At 69.3% G+C, this 16,416-nt stretch carries 13 protein-coding genes; 7 read left to right on the top strand and 6 right to left on the bottom strand.

From position 1 onward, the window contains the following. Nucleotides 1-5: 5 nt before the first annotated feature. From ACH413_RS47260 to ACH413_RS47250, 3 genes are read left to right on the top strand one after another with little or no spacing between them, the layout of a single operon-like run. Nucleotides 6-1,409, top strand: a complete 1,404-nt coding sequence (locus ACH413_RS47260) for a TIGR02677 family protein (protein WP_360048856.1) — start codon at nucleotides 6-8, stop codon at nucleotides 1,407-1,409. After that, nucleotides 1,406-2,476: a TIGR02678 family protein gene (locus tag ACH413_RS47255; RefSeq protein WP_360048857.1), complete on the top strand. Its 1,071-nt coding sequence runs from the start codon at nucleotides 1,406-1,408 to the stop codon at nucleotides 2,474-2,476. Before ACH413_RS47260 ends, ACH413_RS47255 begins: the two co-directional genes overlap by 4 nt. Beyond that, nucleotides 2,469-6,245, top strand: coding sequence for a TIGR02680 family protein (locus tag ACH413_RS47250; RefSeq protein ID WP_360048859.1), 3,777 nt, complete (start codon nucleotides 2,469-2,471; stop codon nucleotides 6,243-6,245). The genes ACH413_RS47255 and ACH413_RS47250 overlap by 8 nt, the downstream gene beginning before the upstream one ends. Here the strand turns inward: ACH413_RS47250 and ACH413_RS47245 are convergent. The 3 genes from ACH413_RS47245 to ACH413_RS47235 are packed head-to-tail and all read right to left on the bottom strand — an operon-like array spanning nucleotide 6,242 to nucleotide 10,184. Next, complete coding sequence (locus ACH413_RS47245; RefSeq protein WP_360048861.1) at nucleotides 6,242-6,727, bottom strand: hypothetical protein; 486 nt, start codon at nucleotides 6,725-6,727, stop codon at nucleotides 6,242-6,244. The two genes, ACH413_RS47250 and ACH413_RS47245, sit on opposite strands and share 4 nt — an antisense overlap. Beyond that, nucleotides 6,724-7,869, bottom strand: a complete 1,146-nt coding sequence (locus tag ACH413_RS47240) for an exonuclease domain-containing protein (RefSeq protein ID WP_360048863.1) — start codon at nucleotides 7,867-7,869, stop codon at nucleotides 6,724-6,726. The genes ACH413_RS47245 and ACH413_RS47240 overlap by 4 nt, the downstream gene beginning before the upstream one ends. A 32-nt stretch (nucleotides 7,870-7,901) precedes the next feature. Next, nucleotides 7,902-10,184, bottom strand: coding sequence for a LuxR C-terminal-related transcriptional regulator (locus tag ACH413_RS47235; RefSeq protein ID WP_360048864.1), 2,283 nt, complete (start codon nucleotides 10,182-10,184; stop codon nucleotides 7,902-7,904). A gap of 84 nt (nucleotides 10,185-10,268) precedes the next feature. Here ACH413_RS47235 and ACH413_RS47230 point away from each other — a divergent pair, with 84 nt between their 5' ends. Further along, the gene (locus ACH413_RS47230) at nucleotides 10,269-11,321 is read left to right on the top strand and encodes a cytochrome P450 (RefSeq protein ID WP_360048866.1); all 1,053 of its coding nucleotides are present in this window, start codon (nucleotides 10,269-10,271) and stop codon (nucleotides 11,319-11,321) included. Here the strand turns inward: ACH413_RS47230 and ACH413_RS47225 are convergent. The 3 genes from ACH413_RS47225 to folP are packed head-to-tail and all read right to left on the bottom strand — an operon-like array spanning nucleotide 11,278 to nucleotide 13,388. Next, a complete protein-coding gene (locus tag ACH413_RS47225; RefSeq protein WP_093598851.1) occupies nucleotides 11,278-11,562 on the bottom strand; it encodes a hypothetical protein in 285 nt (94 codons plus the stop codon). The genes ACH413_RS47230 and ACH413_RS47225 overlap by 44 nt on opposite strands. Nucleotides 11,563-11,610: 48 nt before the next feature. Then, entirely contained in the window at nucleotides 11,611-12,549 is a 939-nt protein-coding gene (locus ACH413_RS47220; protein WP_360048868.1) for a hypothetical protein, read from the bottom strand. 14 nt (nucleotides 12,550-12,563) lie between these two features. Next, nucleotides 12,564-13,388 (bottom strand): dihydropteroate synthase, encoded by an 825-nt coding sequence (gene folP / locus ACH413_RS47215; protein WP_360048870.1) that lies wholly within the window; start codon nucleotides 13,386-13,388, stop codon nucleotides 12,564-12,566. Nucleotides 13,389-13,450: 62 nt separating this feature from the next. On the opposite strand from folP, the gene ACH413_RS47210 reads away from it, so the two are divergent. From ACH413_RS47210 to ACH413_RS47200, 3 genes are all read left to right on the top strand, one after another. Beyond that, nucleotides 13,451-14,521 (top strand): DUF2786 domain-containing protein, encoded by a 1,071-nt coding sequence (locus ACH413_RS47210; RefSeq protein WP_360048872.1) that lies wholly within the window; start codon nucleotides 13,451-13,453, stop codon nucleotides 14,519-14,521. Nucleotides 14,522-14,615: 94 nt separating this feature from the next. Continuing rightward, nucleotides 14,616-15,098: a hypothetical protein gene (locus ACH413_RS47205; protein WP_360048873.1), complete on the top strand. Its 483-nt coding sequence runs from the start codon at nucleotides 14,616-14,618 to the stop codon at nucleotides 15,096-15,098. Nucleotides 15,099-15,161: 63 nt separating this feature from the next. Further along, complete coding sequence (locus ACH413_RS47200) at nucleotides 15,162-15,434, top strand: GlsB/YeaQ/YmgE family stress response membrane protein (RefSeq protein ID WP_360048875.1); 273 nt, start codon at nucleotides 15,162-15,164, stop codon at nucleotides 15,432-15,434. Nucleotides 15,435-16,416: the final 982 nt, after the last annotated feature.

Genomic DNA, 16,416 nt, shown 5'->3' with positions numbered 1-16,416 from the left:
CACAGGTGACGACGTTTCCACGGGTGCCCGCGGACCTGTTCCGCTTCACCACGACCGCCCACGCGGAGCTGCACACTGCAGTGATGCGCGTGTTCGGGGTGGCGAACGAGCGCCTGCAGACCGTCCTCACGGCCGATGACGTGCAGCAACGACTCCGCGCAGTCGGCTGGTCCGAGCAGGTGACGGACGACGACCTCCAGGCCTCCCTCACCGCTCTGCGTGGCTGGGGCCTGCTCGACGCGACGCAGCAGCGCTACGGGCTCACCAGGCTCGGCGAGGCCGCGTGTGCCGGCCTCCAGCAGGCGCTCGACACCCTCACGAGCAACGGCTCGCTGCAGACCGCCGTCCTCGACGCCATCGCGGCCCACCTCGACGAGCTGCAGAAGCCGCTGGACGACCGCGGCAGTTTCACCGCACTCACCCAGCTCGAAGGGCACCTCGAGGCCTTCGAGACCGGCACGACGCGGTTCAACGCCGACCTGCAACGACTCCTGCGGGACGAGCAGACCGACCTCGCCACGTTCCAGGACGTCAAGCGCACAACGATCACCTACCTGCGCGACTTCATCGCGGACCTGGACGCGCGCAAGCAGAAGATCCGCGAGACCATCGCGAGCATCGACGCGACCGAGTTGCACGAACGCGCGCGCAACGGCGCCGGGCTCCACCAGAGCGACGAGTTGTGGCTTCAGCAGCGCAAAGAGCGTTGGAGCAACCTCAAGAGCTGGTTTCACGACAACCCGCCGCGCGTCGACGAGTTGCAGGACGTGTCGCGCAAGGCGATCGTGCAGTTGCTGCGGGTGCTCGACCGGATCAGTGAGCAGCGCAAGCCGACGAACACCGCGGCCGACTTCCGGGCGCTGGCGCTGTGGTTCGCGAAGACCGAGACCGAGGACGAGGCGCACGAGCTGTTCAACGCCGCGTTCGGACTGTGGCCGGCCCGGCACGCGCACCTCGCGCACGCCGACGGTGAGTTGATGCCGAGCGGCGAGGCGTGGCACAACACGCCGCCGGTGCCCGTGTCGCCGCAGCTGCGCGCGACCGGCAAGCAGGAGCACATCGGCGCCACCGGCAAGGTTCGCAACGTCGACGAGGTGCGCCGCAACCGCCGTGAACGGGCGCAGAGGGAGCGCGAGGAGCTCGAACACGCCTGGTCGCAGATCCAGACCGACGGCGCGGTCCGGATCTCCACGCTCACCAACCTCGACCACGACACGTTCCACCGGCTGATCGACCTGGTCGGGCGGGCGCTCGGCAGCGATCCGGACAGCACCGGCACGCGCACCGCCGGCACGAGTGACGGGCGGATGCAGATCAACCTGCGCAACGCGCGTGGCTGGGCGACCATGACCACCCAGAAGGGCACGCTGAGCGGGCCCGACTACGTGATCGACGTGCAGAGCCGATGAGCCGCACGGGAAACCAGCTCGCACGGCTGGAGAGCGAAGAGGTGGCGCGTGGTGTCCGTCTGCTGCTCGCGCGTCCGTTGCTGACGGCGACACTGGACCACGACGGGTTCGACCTCATCAGAAGGCGCCGCGAACCGGTCACGAAGTGGTTCGACTACTACTGCGGCTGGCGGGTGCACGTCGAGCCACGGGCCGGATACGCGCGTCTGTTCAAGACCACGCAACGGCCTGACCGCACGCGACCGGCGTTCGATCGGCGGCGGTACATCCTGCTGTGTCTCGTGTGCGCGGAACTGCTGACCACGCCGACGATGACGCTCGACGAGCTGACGACGCGCACGAAGCACGCGGCCACTGACGGCATCCAGTTCGACCCGGCCAGGCGCAGCGACCGGAACGCGTTCAACGACGTGCTGACGTTTCTCGAGGAACACGGCGCGGTCGAGACCGACGAGCAGGTCCGCGCGGACCCGACGCTCATCACGCGCCTGCTGGCCGCGCCCGTTCCGCCCTCCACAGTGGACACGATCGCGGACCTCACCAGGGAGACCCGCTACGACAACGCGCACCGCAGTCTGTGGCAGCGGCACTCCGTGATGCGCAGGCTGATCGACGATCCCGTGGTGTACAAGGAAGATCTGACCGCGAGCCAGCTGGCGTTCCTGGGCTCACCGACTGGGCGGAAGGTCGTCCAGACGGGCATCGGGCTCGCCGGTTGCACGCTGGAGGAACGCGCCGAGGGTTTTCTCGTGGTGGACGCGGACGCGATCGCCACGGACACGAGGTTCCCGGACGACGACAACAACGCGAAGGTCGCCGCGTTGTTGTTGCTCGACCGGTTGGCACAAGGCCCTGCGACCACCGAGGAACTGGTCGAGGAGACACGCGAGCTGCTCACGAAGTTCCGCACGTGGGCCAACGCCTACCAGTCGGACGGTGGCGCGGGCAGGCTCGCGGCGGACGGGATCGAACTGCTCGAGATGTTCGGACTCGCTCGCACCAAGAACGGCACCGTTCACAGGCTGCCCGCCGCAGCCAGGTACGCGGTCGAGGAGCCCAATGACTGACCGGTGGCAACCCAGCCGCGCCGGCATCATCAACGTCTGGCGCTACTACGACGAGATCTTCTCGTTCTACCAGGGCAGACTGCTGCTCAGAGGCCCCAACGGCACGGGCAAGTCGAAGGCTCTCGAACTGCTGCTGCCGTACCTGTTCGACGCGAACCTGCGTCCGCACCGGCTGTCGACGTTCGGCAGCGCGGACCGCACGATGCACTGGAACCTCATGGGCGAGGGCAACCAGGGCAGCACGCGCGTCGGGTACGTGTGGCTGGAGTTCCAGCACGGCGAGCAGTGGTTCACGTGCGGTGCGCGGCTTCAGGCCACCACGAACACGTCGAACGTCACCGCCACGTACTTCACGACGTCGCAGCGGGTCGGTGATCTGGCGCTGGTGAACGAGGCCGGGCGCCCGTTGACCAAGACCGATCTCGTTGCGGCGATCGGCGAACACGGCGTTGTGCACGCCTCACCGGCTGATTACCGCCACACGGTGCGCACGACGTTGTTCCCCGGCGTGACCGAGCAACGGTACGACTCGCTGATCACCGCGCTGTTGCAGCTGCGCACGCCGAAGCTGTCCGAGCGGCTCGACCCGAGCGTGCTGTCCTCGTTGCTGTCCAAGGCACTTCCGCCGCTGGACCAGTCCGATCTGACCGAGATCGCCGAGGGGTTCGAACGGCTCGACCGCCGGCGCGAGGGGCTGCGACGCCTCGACGAGGAGATCGCCACCACCGAACGGCTCGCGGACGTGCAGCGCGTCTACGCCCAGCGCGTTCTTGGAGTGGCCGCAAGGACACTGGAGTCGACGACCCAGCAGCTCGAGGACCTGACGCGGGCCGCGCGGATGAGCGAACGGCGCTACCAGCGCCAGATCACGCTGACCGACGAGGCGTTCGACCAGCTCGCCGCGCTGGGGCGTGAGGCGAGCGCGGTCGACGCGGAGATCTCCGGCATCTCCGACCTGCCCGCGTACCAGGAGGGCAAGCAGCTCGACCTGTTGCGGCAACAGCTTTCCGCCGCGACCCTGCGCGCGTCGGAGGCTGCCGGGCACGCCGCGAAACTGCGCGCACGGGCCGTTGCCGAGGAGGAACAAGCCGCGCAGGCCAAGTCCGATGCGGCCGCACGAGCCGATGAGCTGCGACGTTCCGCCGTGCAGGCACGGGAAGCTGCCGAACGGGCCGGCATGCCGTCGGTCTTCGAGGAGATCGAGTCGGGCGCGGACGCGCGGGCGGGACGGCAGCTGCTCACCGCCGCCGTCGAGTCCCGTTCCGCCGAGATCACGTCGATCCTGCGTGCCGTCGCCGCGCATGGGCGAACAGTCGACGCACGGGACGCCGCACGCCAACGGCTTGAGGAGACCCGCGACGAGCTCGACCTCGCCACGGAAGCGGAGATCGCGGCGCAGCAGGCGTTCGAGCAAGCGTTTGCGAAGTTCGGAGCGGACTTCGAGACGTGGGCGCACGGCTGCTCTGAGCTGAACGTGTCCGAGCACAGCGAGATCGTCGAGGCCGCCGCTCTCGCCCGCGAGGAGTTCAGCCGCATCGAGGCGCGCCTGGACGAGACGCGCACGGCGTTGAACAGCCAGCTTTCGCAGTACAACTCCATCCGCGAGAAGCTCGCCAATCAGGTCGACGTGCCGCCACCCGCGCCGTACACGCGCGCCGGCGATTACCGCCTTTCCGCGGCGGGCGCTCCGTTGTGGCGTCTGGTCGACTTCCGTCCTGGCACGCCGCCGGCCGTGTGCGCCGCGGTCGAGGCGGCGCTGGAGGCCTCCGGCCTGCTCGACGCGTGGCTCGCGGCGGACAACTCGTTCGGTCTCCTCCCCGACCAGGACCGTTTCGTGGAACCGACGCTGGCGCCTCCCGCTCCCGGCTACACGCTGCTGGAGGTGCTCGTCACCGACGACGAGCGCTGTCACCGGTTCCTGGAAGGCATCGCGTTCGGCGACACGGCCACCGGCCACGCCATCGCGATCGGCGCGGACGGGACGTGGCGCCTGGCCAACGCGCACGGCCGCTGGTCCAAGCCCTTCCCCACCTACATCGGCGCGGATGCGCGCAAACGCGCCCGCGCGGGCCGCATCGCCGAGCTCACCGGCCTGATCGAGCAGCTCGCCACCGACCTGTCCGGTGTGGACGCCGCGCTGAACCAGATCGCGGTGCGCCGCGCGACCCTGGCGGGCGAACTGGCCAGGCAACCCTCGGCCGACCCGATCGAGATCGCCGAGGACCAGCGCACGAAGGCCCAGTTGCGGTGCGCGGCCAGGAAGGACGCCGTCGCGGCCGCGACCAGGCGGGTCGCCGACGCGGAGGCCGCCGTCGCGCGGTACAGCCTGAGCACCGAGGTGCCCGACGTGGAGGCGCTGTCCGCGTTCGGCACCACGGGCCACCGCTGGCTCGACGACCGTCACGACGCCTTCGCAGCAGAGGCGCTGTCGATCGACGCCGGCAACCGTGCCTCGCTCAGCAGCACGCTGGCCGACGAGGCCGAGGAGACGTCGGCCGCCCGTCACCAGGAAGCCGCCGACCTCACCATCACGCTGGAGACCGTCGAACGGTCAGCGGGCTCCGAGTTCCACGCCCTCGACCAGCAGCTCATCTCGTTGCGCACCAAGGCACTCGCGTTGACCGAGGAACGCGAAATGCTGCAGGACAAGCAAACGGGTCTGGCGCGCACACTCGGCACGTTGGAGGAAAAGCGCAAGCTCGACACCTCACGTGCCGCGGAGGCCGCCGTCGCGCACGACGCGGCCGAGGCCCGCTACCGGCACCTGACCAGCGGACACCTGCCCGCGGACGCCGGTGAGGTGCCCGAGGACGTGGTGGATCCGCGCCTGATCCGCGACTTCGAGTCCCGGCTCGGTCTCGCCGTGCACCAGGCCCGTCAGCAGCTCGCGGGCCGCATCGACCTGTCGCTCGACCCCGACGACGACGTGACGGTGCTGACCGCGACGCTGGACGGCACGCGCATGGGTGCGCACGCCCTGCTTCAGACCTTGCAGGCTGAACGCGACCGCGTGCGCACGCACATCACGGACGTCGAACGCGACCTCTTCGACCAGACCCTCACCGGCGACACGCGCAGGCACATCGCCCAGCGCATCCAGGGCGCGTCCGAGCTGGTCGGCATCATGAACCAGCGCTTGGAACGCGTCCAAACCGCGTCCGGCATCCGCGTGCAGCTCGACTGGCAGGTCGATCCCCAGCTACCGCCGGGCACGCGAGAGGCCCGCGACCTCCTGCTGCGATCGGACCTGAACGACGCCGAACGCGAGGTGCTGCACCAGTTCTTCCGCGAGCGCGTGGAAGAGGCACGCGCGCACGACTCCGCAACGGGCTGGGAACAACAACTCGCCCAGGTGCTCGACTACACGACGTGGCACCAGTTCGTCGTGAAGGTGGACAGGGGCGAAGGCTGGGTCCCCGTCACCAAACGGGTGCACGGCGCGTTGTCCGGCGGCGAGAAGGCCATCGTGCTGCACCTCCCGCTGTTCGCAGCAGCGGCCGCGCACTACCACGCCACGCCGACCGCACCCCGCCTGATCCTGCTGGACGAGGTCTTCGTCGGCGTCGACGCGACCAACCGCGGCCAGCTGCTGGAACTGCTGGTCAACTTCGACCTCGACCTGGTGCTCACGTCGGACCACGAGTGGTGCGACTACCGGGAGCTGACCGGCATCGCGATCCACCAGCTCACGACCGGCACGGACGGGGACGACGCCGTGACGACCGTGCGCTTCACATGGGACGGGCACAGCCTCACGGCCGATGACTAACTACCGAGCAGTGCGAGTAGTTCGCGTTGTTCGGAAGTGAGCGGGAACGACGGGTTGCGCCGCGGGTAGATCTCCGCGGCCTCCCACAGTTCCGTGCGCACGCTGGACGAGCTGCCGATCTTGAGGCCACGGGACTGAAGGTCGGCCACCACGGCCGCGCCGTCGAACAGGTAGACCGCGTCAACGACCAACGGCCTGGTCGTGCCCCGGGAACCGGCCGGCTCGGCTTTCGGCCCGGCCAGCACGAGATACAGGTCCGGCCCCTTCTCCTTCAGGTCCAGCAGGCCTTCCCACTTCGTGTTCCACCGCACGCCCACGGTCCGGCCGTCGCCGAGCCTGCCGTCGCTGATTCCGAAGACCTGCGCCGCGATCCACGCGCCGAGGTGCCCGGTCAACGCGGGCCGCCCGATGCACGTCGACAGTTCGGCGTCGATGCGGTTGCGTTCCTGGATGAGCGCGGCCACCCGGTCCATCGCGCTCATGCCGACCCGCTCAGCTGACCGAGCAGACCCGCGAACAGGTCCTCGGACACCACCGGGATCCCGTACGTGCGCGCCTTGTCCGCCTTGCCCGACATGGAGTCCGGGTCCGCCGCGATCACCACCGCGGTCCTCTTCGTCACGCCCGCCTTCACGGTGAGCCCGGCGGACAGCGCCCGGCTCTCCCACACGTCACGGCCCTCGCGCATCTGGCCGGTGAAGACGACGAGGTCGCCCAGCGAGAGCCGGACCGGCCTGCGCAGCGCGTCGCCGACGTCCACACCGAGCAACGACGCGACCAGCCGCAGGTCCGCCTCCTCGTCGGCGGTCACCCGGCCGTCCTCCCAGGCGGCGTCGGCGAGCGCGGCGAGGTAGCCGCGGTGCAGCTCCATCACCTGCGGCAGGCCGAGATCGAGCGCACGAGCCACTTCGAGCAACTCTTCCTGTTCCTCCTGGGTCAGGTGCCGGTCGACCAACGCCCGGTCGAGCACGTCGAGGTACTCGTCGCCCGACGCGGTCTCCACGCGAGGCAGCAGCCGCACGAGCTTCGCCAGGAAGTGGTGTTCGGCTCCGTGGGGGTGGCTGCGTTGCACGGCGAATGCGTCCAGGGTGCGCGGCACCGTCAGCCGCACGGGCTCCACGTCCCCGACATGGTCCAGGCAACGCGCCAGCAGCCCCGCGGACGCCCGCGCGTCGTGCAGCGCGGAGTGCGCGGTGCCCATCGGCACGCCGGCCAACTCGCAGCACGCGGCGAGCGACCGCGACGAGGCACCGAGGTACCGGCCCGCGAGGTCCATCGTGCAGAGCCCCTCCGCGAAGAGCTCGTGGCCGAGCCTCTCGAACTCGGCCCGCAGGAACCGCAGGTCGAACGACAGGTTGTGCGCGACGAGCACCCGTCCCGACAGCCTCGCGGCGAGCTCACCGGCGATGCCGGCGAAGTCGGGTGCGCGCCGGGCGTCCGCGGCGCTGATGCCGTGCACGTGCTGGGCGCCGAGGTCGCGGCGCGGGTTGACCAGCGTGCACCACTCGTCCACGCGGCGGCCGGACGCGTCGAGGTGCACGACGGCGACCTCTATCACCCGGTGGTGCTGACCAGGCGAAAGTCCGGTGGTCTCGACGTCGACGACCGCGTACCCGTTGCTCATGCCGGACCTGTCGTTCGGACCCGTGCCGAGCGTTATCCCCGTCCGCCGAGGTCATCCGTAAGGACCAACGCGAGCTCACCGCGGGTCGCGATGCCGAGCTTCGCGTAGGCGTTGGACAGGTGGTTGTCGACGGTCCGCACGGAGATCACCAATGACTCGGCGATCTCCTTGTTCGTCAGTCCTCGTGCGGCCAGCACGGCCACTTCGCGCTCACGGCGGGAGAGCGGTGTCAGCGTCATCCTCGCCAACGCGGGCGTGCGCGCGCCCTCGCAGTGCCTCACCAACCGCGCGAACAACGCCCGGTTGCCCGACTCAGCGGCCGCTTCTGCCGCGAACAGCAGGTACCCGGCCTGCTCGAACCGCGCGGCCACCTCTTGCAGCGCCGCGGAGTCGTTGCGCACCAACGCCTCCGCATGGGCGGCGTACACCGGGACCAGCAGTCCGGTCGTCGTGGCGGCGAGCTCGCGCAGTCGTTCCAGGGCGTCGGAGGCGTGGCCGAGCCGGACGGCCTCGTGCAGGAACACCGCCTCGGCGGCGAACTCGGTGTGCGCCCTGGCGTCCTCGGCCGCCTCGAACGGCGAAGTCCCGCCCGCCCAGATCCGCGCCTGCCACAGCCCGATGCCGTACGGGCGCATTCCCGGCGGCGCCAGCTCTTCCGCTTCAGCGAGCAGCGAACGCGCGTCGTTGCCCAGCAACGCCTCCACGTGGGCGAGTTCGCAGAGCTGTACGAACGGCTGCACGGGCCGCGCCTCTCGCAGCAGGCGCCGCGCTTCGAGCAAACGGCCACCTGCCCGTGCCAGGCCTGCACACGAAACAGCCCAGCTCGACCGCATGGAATCCCACTCGGCCTTCTCCCGATGTGCTTGCACGGCAAGACGATCCGCACGGACCAGTTCACCGTGCAAGGCGTGCACGAACACCTCGGAGAACGCGTTCATCTCGGCGCCCAGCCCGACATCGGGGTTCGGTGGGACGATCGGGAACGGCCCCGTGTACCTGCCCTGCACGACGTCGATCATCGCGAGGATCGCCGCCTCACCAGGATCGGAGTCCGAGAGCAGTGCGCGGGCCTCGTCGTACCTGCCGGCGAAGTACAGGAGCGCGGCCCGGCCCGCCGGCATGACGATCATCTCGGCTGCCTCCTCGGTGCGCCCGAGCCCCCACCCCAGGTTCATCGCCCGCATGGTGCGGACCTCGATCGGGTCGTCGTCGGTCGCGACTCGCGCGAAGATCTCCTCGGCCTCCTCCGCGCGATCCGTGAACACCAGCACGTACGCCAACTGCCGTGCGGCCTCCACACCACCACCGACAGACCACGCGGCGCGTGCAAGTCGTTCCGCCAGAACGACTCCACCTGTCGAGGCAGCCAGGAGAGCGGCCTGCAGCAGCTGTGCGGGATCGTCTGCCGTACCGCTGTCCAGACGCAACACAGCTACTCGCAACGGATCGTCGAGCACAGAAGCCAGGTACCGCTGATGGTTGCGCTTGCGCAGCGGAGGGCACTGCGCGCGCAACACCTCGCCGTACAACGGATGCGCGAGCCTCAGTCCGTCATCGGTCACGGTCACGAGCCCGTCCAACGCTTCCGACGCGGCCAGGTCCAGCGGTTCGCCGAACGCGAGCAGCTCCAGCACCCGGCGTTCCTCGGCGGGTACCGCGGCGAGATGCGCCTCGATCAGCTCAACCAGCCGTGGCGACAACGGCAGTGGACCGTCCAACGACCACACACCGCCGTGCGACACCCACTGCGCGGCGAAGTGCATCTCTCGCAGCAGCAACATGTTTCCCGCTGACGCCGTCCACAACCGATCGGCCGTAGCGCTGTCCAGCACGCCGCCGAGCACTGTCTCCAGCACCTCGACGACCGCGGCGCGTCCGAGCGGCTCGAGCTCGATGCGCGGCAGCAGCTCGTCCTTCCACAGCGCCACCACGGGATCCGGCGCGCGTTCGCCCGACCGCAGGGCCGCCACCACGACGGCTTCCCGGTGATGCACGAGCTGGTGCAGCAGTGCCGCCGACGCGTCATCGAGCAGATGAACGTCGTCGACCACCACGACGCGATCGCGCAGCGCGGTCCGTGCAGCGGTCAACATCGCCAACGGCGAGGGATCGGCCGACGGCAAGAAGGGCGCCATCACGCCCAGTGGAATCTCCGACATCGCCGCTGTCGCACGCAACCGGACGTCACACCCGACCTCGTCCAACAGCCGTGTCTTGCCCACGCCGGCAGGACCAGCCACGATCAGCCCCGCACCACGCAGCGCACGCCGGACCGCGGCGAGTTCGGCGTCCCTCCCCACGAACGGCCACCCCACCCCGTCAGGCTAGGTGATCCCCGCCACCAAGATGGGTGATCGCCTACTCATGCCCCTGACCAGCGCGAACACCACGATGACGGCATGAGCTTCTTCACCGATCCGACCCCGTACTTCGACGAGTGGCGCGCGCGGGGGCCCGCGTTGATCGAGACCCCGGACGGCCAGAGGTCGTGGATCATCAGCCGCTACGACGACGTCGTGCAGGCACTCGGGCATCCCGACCTCAGCAGCGCCATCATGCCCGGCGGCATGCTGAACCACACCGACCCGCCGGAGCACACCCGGTTGCGCAAGCCCGTCGCGCGCGCGTTCTCCACACGGCGGATGGAGGCGCTACGGCCGCGCATCGAGGAGATCGCCAACGAGCTGCTCGACGCGTGGGAGGGCGCGGAGGAGGTGGACGTCGTCGAGACGTTCGCCTATCCGCTGCCGATCACCGTCATCTGTGAACTCCTGGGTGTGCCCGAAAAGGACAGAGACGAGGTCCGGAAGCTGACCGCGGAGCTGCTCGCACCGGCGACCATGGCCGAGGCCTACGGCAGGTTCGCCACCTACGCGCAGGACCTCGTGCACACCAAAGAGCCCGGTGACGACGTCATCACCGAGCTCCGCGACGAACCGAACCTCGTGAACACCCTTGTGTTGCTCATCACAGCAGGGCATGAGACGACCTCGCAGCTCATCGGCAGCGGCCTGCTCGCCCTGCTGCGCGATCCCGCCCTGAGGCGGTCGCTGGTCGACGATCCGATCCTGATTCCGGAGGCCGTCGAGGAGTTCCTGCGCCACGACGGTCCGTTCGCTGTGGGCCTGGGTCGTGTCGCCACTGCCGACGTGGTGATCGGAGGGGTCACGATTCCGAGATCTTCGCAGGTCACCGTCTCACTTGGGGCGGCGAACCGGGATCCGTCCCGGTACTCCGATCCGGACGTGCTGCAGCTGGGTCGAAACCCACACGTCGGGTTCGGTCACGGGATCCACTACTGCGTGGGGGCGCGGCTGGCGCGTATCGAGGGCGAGATCGCGTTCGGAACGCTCCTTCGACGATTCCCGGAACTCGTGCTCGCCGCTGAGCCCGAGTGGCGGGAGTCATTCATCCGAGGCTTGGGATCATTTCGCGTGCGACCGAAGCCCTGACAGCGGCACGAGCCGCCACCAGGTCGTCGACCGCGTAAATCTCGGGGCAGGACGCGATGACCAGGTCCTTGTCTGACGCGACCGTCAGCAAAGAAGCTTTCTCAGTCAACGACTTGGCTTGCCGCACAACTCCCTTGGCATCAACGCGGATCAACGTGACCCACGTCTCTGACCAGGGAAAGTCGGCGACGGCGCTGGATTTACGCAGGCCTTCCACATCGAACTCGGCAAATCTGGGCATGACACCAAGATAACGAGTCGAGGTAGCGGAAAGGCAAAGATCACCCTTTCACCGCAATGCAGCCAGCAGATGGGACAGGTTGACACCAACGGCGTCCGCCAACCGGCGCACGACTTCCGGAGCGGGTGCCAACGGGTGTGTCTCGCGGGTGAACGGGAGGCCTTCACCGCCCGAAAACTTCGATTGCGGCGTAACGGGCGCGAGGATCGGGTAGACGCGCCAGCGCGGCACCTTCGAGTCCGCCATGGCGAGAGTGTTCTCGTGCCACAACATCACGGCGGATGACCGAATGTTGCGCGCGAGGACGCAGCCGTGGCCCGTGAGCGTGATCGCGCGCGCAGCCGCCCGCACGGCGTTGCGGAACTCGCCCTCGACCACCCACACGCCGTTCATGAACTCCGCGGTGAATCCCTCGGTCTCCAGCGCGGCGATCGTCTCGGCGTGCTGGTCGTCCGCCGCGGCCGTGGCCAGTTCGACGACCTCCCGCACCTCCGACTCCGTCACGACGCGCGCACCGGCCTCGGTGGAGGCGTGCAGGAGCCGTTCGACGTGCCGGTCCTCCGCGTAGGCCGCCCACTCCTGGGCCTTCTCCCACGCCGACCGTGCGATGACATCGGCCTCGGAACCGCCGCGCAGCCGTGCGTCCTGCAGCAACTGAGCGAGCACCACGGCGATGACAGAGCTCAGCAGGGCGTCGTCACGTGACTCGTCGTCCTCGGGCACGAGAGAGACGACCAGGTCACGCAGATCGGCACGCCAGCTCTCGTCGCCCGCCCACACACCGATGGCGAGCAGGTTCAGGTAGTGGTCCGCGAGAGCCATCCGCACGAGCAACGGCTGGGAGCCCGCTTCTCGTGCGTCGCGGCGCGCGGTCGCCTTCATCTGCTGCCGTTCCGCGGGATCCACCACGCTCACGCGGATCTTGTCGAGTTCGTCGAGGAAGTCGTCCCACCGGTCGTCCGAAAACCGGGCGAAGACGTCGTCCACCTGTTACCTCCAGCTCAGAGTCGAGCGACGGACTCGAGTACTCGTCTGGTGCGCGCCACCTCGTGCGCGCGAAAGACCGCGGCGCCCGCCAACGCCGCGATCACGGTCGCGACGAGGGTGCCCTCGACGCGCTCGTGCAGTTCCACGCCGAGGGTCTCCCCGACGAAGTCCTTGTTGGACAACGCCATCAGCACCGGCCACCCGGTCGCCACCAGCTCGTCCGTGTGCCGCACCAGCGCGAGGCTGTGCCATGTGTTCTTGCCGAAGTCGTGTGTGGGGTCGATCAGCACGCTCTTGCGAGGCACACCGAGCGCGACCACCCTCTCCGCGCGCGTCGTCGTCTCCGCGATGACGTCCGCGACGAGGTTCGGATAACTAACCCTATGCGGACGCGTGCGGGGCCGCGCACCGCCCGTGTGCGAGCAGACGTAGCCGGCGCCGTACTCCGCGGCGACCTCGGCCAGCTGCGGGTCCGCGCCCGCCCACGTGTCGTTGAGCAGGTCGGCACCGGCCTCGCAGACGAGCCGGCCGACGTCGGCGCGCCAGGTGTCGCTGCTGATGATCAGATCCGGGTAGGCGGCGCGCACGCGGGCGATGAACGGCACGACGCGACGCACTTCCTCGCCGGAGTCGACCAGATCGCCGGGGCCCGCCTTCACACCGCCGATGTCCACGATGTCCGCGCCCTCGTCCACGACGCGGTGCACGGCCTCCATGGCCACGTCCTCGGCGTAGGTGGCGCCCTTGTCGTAGAACGAGTCCGGGGTGCGGTTGATGATCGCCATCACCAGCGCGTGGTCGCGGACGACGGTCCGGCCGCGGAACTGGAGCTCGATCACATCCCGTGTCTACCAGGTGGTCCCCGACCTTTGCACATGGCGGACGTCTCATACTGCATGGCGTGGAACTGGTGAAAGCGGTCGACGCGCTCTGGCAGCGCGGCTGGCTGCCGTACGACCTTCGCGAGATCGTGTCGCGTTCGCTCGACGAGTCGGCCGCGTCCCTCGTGGTGGACGTGATCGCTTTGTCCTGTTCGCCGCATCACGAGGCGACGGTGCATCCGCGGTGGCAGCGTCAGCTCGACGAGATCGGCGCCTCCGTGTGGTGGGAGGGGCCGCTGCTGGAGGCGTGGGCGACGCGTCACATCGAGACACGGGCCTATGCGAATCGCACGGCCGCTGACCTGTTGAAGTTTCTCGGGCGGTTGCCTTCGTTGCCGCAGATCCTGCCGTTGCCGGGCGACGTGTTGATGTCCGCCGTGCGCGCGGGGCTGGACCCGAAGGTGCTCAACCGGGTCCGGGGGCTGCTCGCGAAGGCCGAGTCGACGGCGTTCCCCGAAGAGGCGGAGGCGCTGTCGGCCAAGGCGCAGGAGCTGATGAACCGGCACGCGCTGGAGCGGGCGATGCTCGACGCGGACCTGCCGGCGGAGGCGACGTCGCGGCGGATGTGGCTGGACAAGAGCTACTTCAAGGAGAAGTCGCAGCTCGTGCACGTGGTCGCGGAGGCGTTCCGCTCTCGGGCGGTGGCCTACGACGGGTTCGGGTTCATCGCTCTCGTGGGTGACGAGGTGGACCTGGAGAGCGTGGAGCTCCTGTCGACGTCTCTGCTCGTGCAGGCGACACGGGCGATGGTGGCCATCGGCGGACCGGCTGGGAAGGGCAGTGAGGCGCGCTCACGGCCGTTCCGGAAGGCGTTCCTGGTGGCGTACGCGTCGCGGATCGGGGAGCGGCTGGAGGCGATGGCGGCGGTGCCGGCGTCCCCGGACGACCCGATCGTCTCGGACGAGCGGCTGCTGCCGGTGCTCGCGGACCGCAAGCAGGCCGTGGACACGTTGTTCGAGCAGATGTTCACGCGCACGCGCACCTCACGCGTGACGGTGCGATCCGCCGCGGGCTGGGGAGCGGGGCGGGCGGCCGCCGACCGCGCCGACATCGGTGGCGGCAGAAGCGCCGTGACGTCCGGCCAGGCGTGACCCCCACCCCTTCGAGTGAACTCCCCGCGCTCAAAGGCCGCCCCGGCGGTCCACCCCGGAAAAAGAGTCAGACCCCCTCCCTAACGTCGACCCCATGACATCCACCTTCCACAACGAGATCAAGCTCGGCGAGGTCAACTACCGGCTGAGCGCGACGACCGACTCCGACGAATCGATGGTGCTCGACCTGCTGGGCTCGCTCGACTCGGGCGAGGTGGTCGCGGACGGCCGTCTGCGGCTGCCGGTCGAGGGCGGCACCACGATCGGCAAGCTCCTCGGCCGCGTGCTGAGCGCCCACACGCGCCTGCGCAGCCGTTCGTCCCGCCACGCGAACGCCAACCAGCCCTGGACCGAGTCCCTCGACGCCGACCTGCGCACCACCTGGCTCACCCCGACCGACCTGCCCTCCCCCACCCTCATCAGGTCCCTGGCCGACACCATGGAGCGCTCCCCCACGGCCATCCGCGCCCGCCTGGCCAGGGTGGGCTGCGATCCGGACGTGCCCGGCCGCGAACTCTCCGCCACAGCCGCCGTGCTGCTAGGGGGAAAGTCAGGGGCCACTCAGGGAAAGACCTGATTCGCGAGGCCCGCGCCCGGCGCACTCTGGAGTAGCAGGCACCAGAGTCTCAGGGGGTAAACAGTGGAAATCGGCGGCTTGTTCACCGCGCTGCTCTTCGGAGCCATCATCGGCGGTCTGGGCCGCCTGGTGATCCCAGGCAGGCAACACGTCTCGCTGCTCGCGACCATCCTCGTAGGCATCGTCGCCGCCCTGCTGGGCACCGCGGCCGCCACGGTCCTGGGCGTCGCGAACACCCCGGGAATCGACTGGATCGAACTGGCCCTGCAGGTAGGCCTCGCCGGCGCCGGCGTGACCCTGCTGGCCAACCGCTCCAAGCCGAAACTCCACCGCTGACCCTCCGGGCAGGGGCGGCCCCACGGCCGCCCACCCACTCACCACGTACCCGTCCCCCAGGACCCGAGCCGCCACGCCCTCCGCGCGCCCACACGCCACCGCGCCCGGACCGCACAGCGCCCAACGGGTCCACGGCCGACGCACCCGGCCTCGCACATCGCCGCCGCAGTCGATCCGAGCCGCGCTGCCTCCCGCGCCTTTACGCGCCGAACCCCAGCGCCCCAACGGATCCCTCGACGTCAGCGCACGGCTGCTTCTCGCCACCGACCGGCGAACTCCGGCCCGCGACTGCCGCGATCCAGGCTGCCCCGCGCCCGCGTCACGAACACCTGCGCCCAACCCGTCACGGATCCGCAGGCACGGAATCCATCGCCACAACCATCGAGCCGACGCATCGCTTCACCACGCCACCGTCCCTCAAGCGGCACCCGGCGCCTCAACGGATCCGCAGCGACAGCCCTGGCGCCTCAACAATTCCGCAGCGACTGCCCCTGGCGCCTCAGAGGAATCCGCAGCGACGGCACCCGGCTGACCGCTGCCACCGCATCACCCCACCCCGCCACCACCTTCCGACCAGGCGCGGCTCCCTCACTCCGCACCGTCCGCCCTCACCCCCAAGCCATCCGCCCTCACCCCGAGCCGCCCGTCCTCAACCCAAACTTCCGCCCTCAACCCGAACCTGCCGCTCACCACCCCAACCGTCCGTCTTCAACCCCAACCTGTCCGCCCTCAATCCCAACCACCCGCCCCTCACCCCGAATCTGCCGCCCAATACCCGAATCGCCCGCCCTCCCCGAACATCCGCCCACAACCCACCCCCGTCCGCCCTCACCCCGAAACGCCCACCCCAACCTCCGATTCCCCCACAAGCCGCTGATCCAGCTGATGCAGAAAGACATCTCAGGTTTTTGAAAGTCAAGCCGCCGTGGCGAGAGGAGGTGGAAAGGCCCGATGTTCGGTGAAGCTGTGTCGATGCTGAAGG

Source organism: Lentzea sp. NPDC020367 (assembly GCF_044387305.1).
Taxonomy (GTDB): Bacteria; Actinomycetota; Actinomycetes; order Mycobacteriales; family Pseudonocardiaceae; genus Lentzea.
The sequence above is the reverse complement of the archived record's forward strand: the minus strand, read 5'-3'. Positions and strand labels throughout refer to the sequence as shown.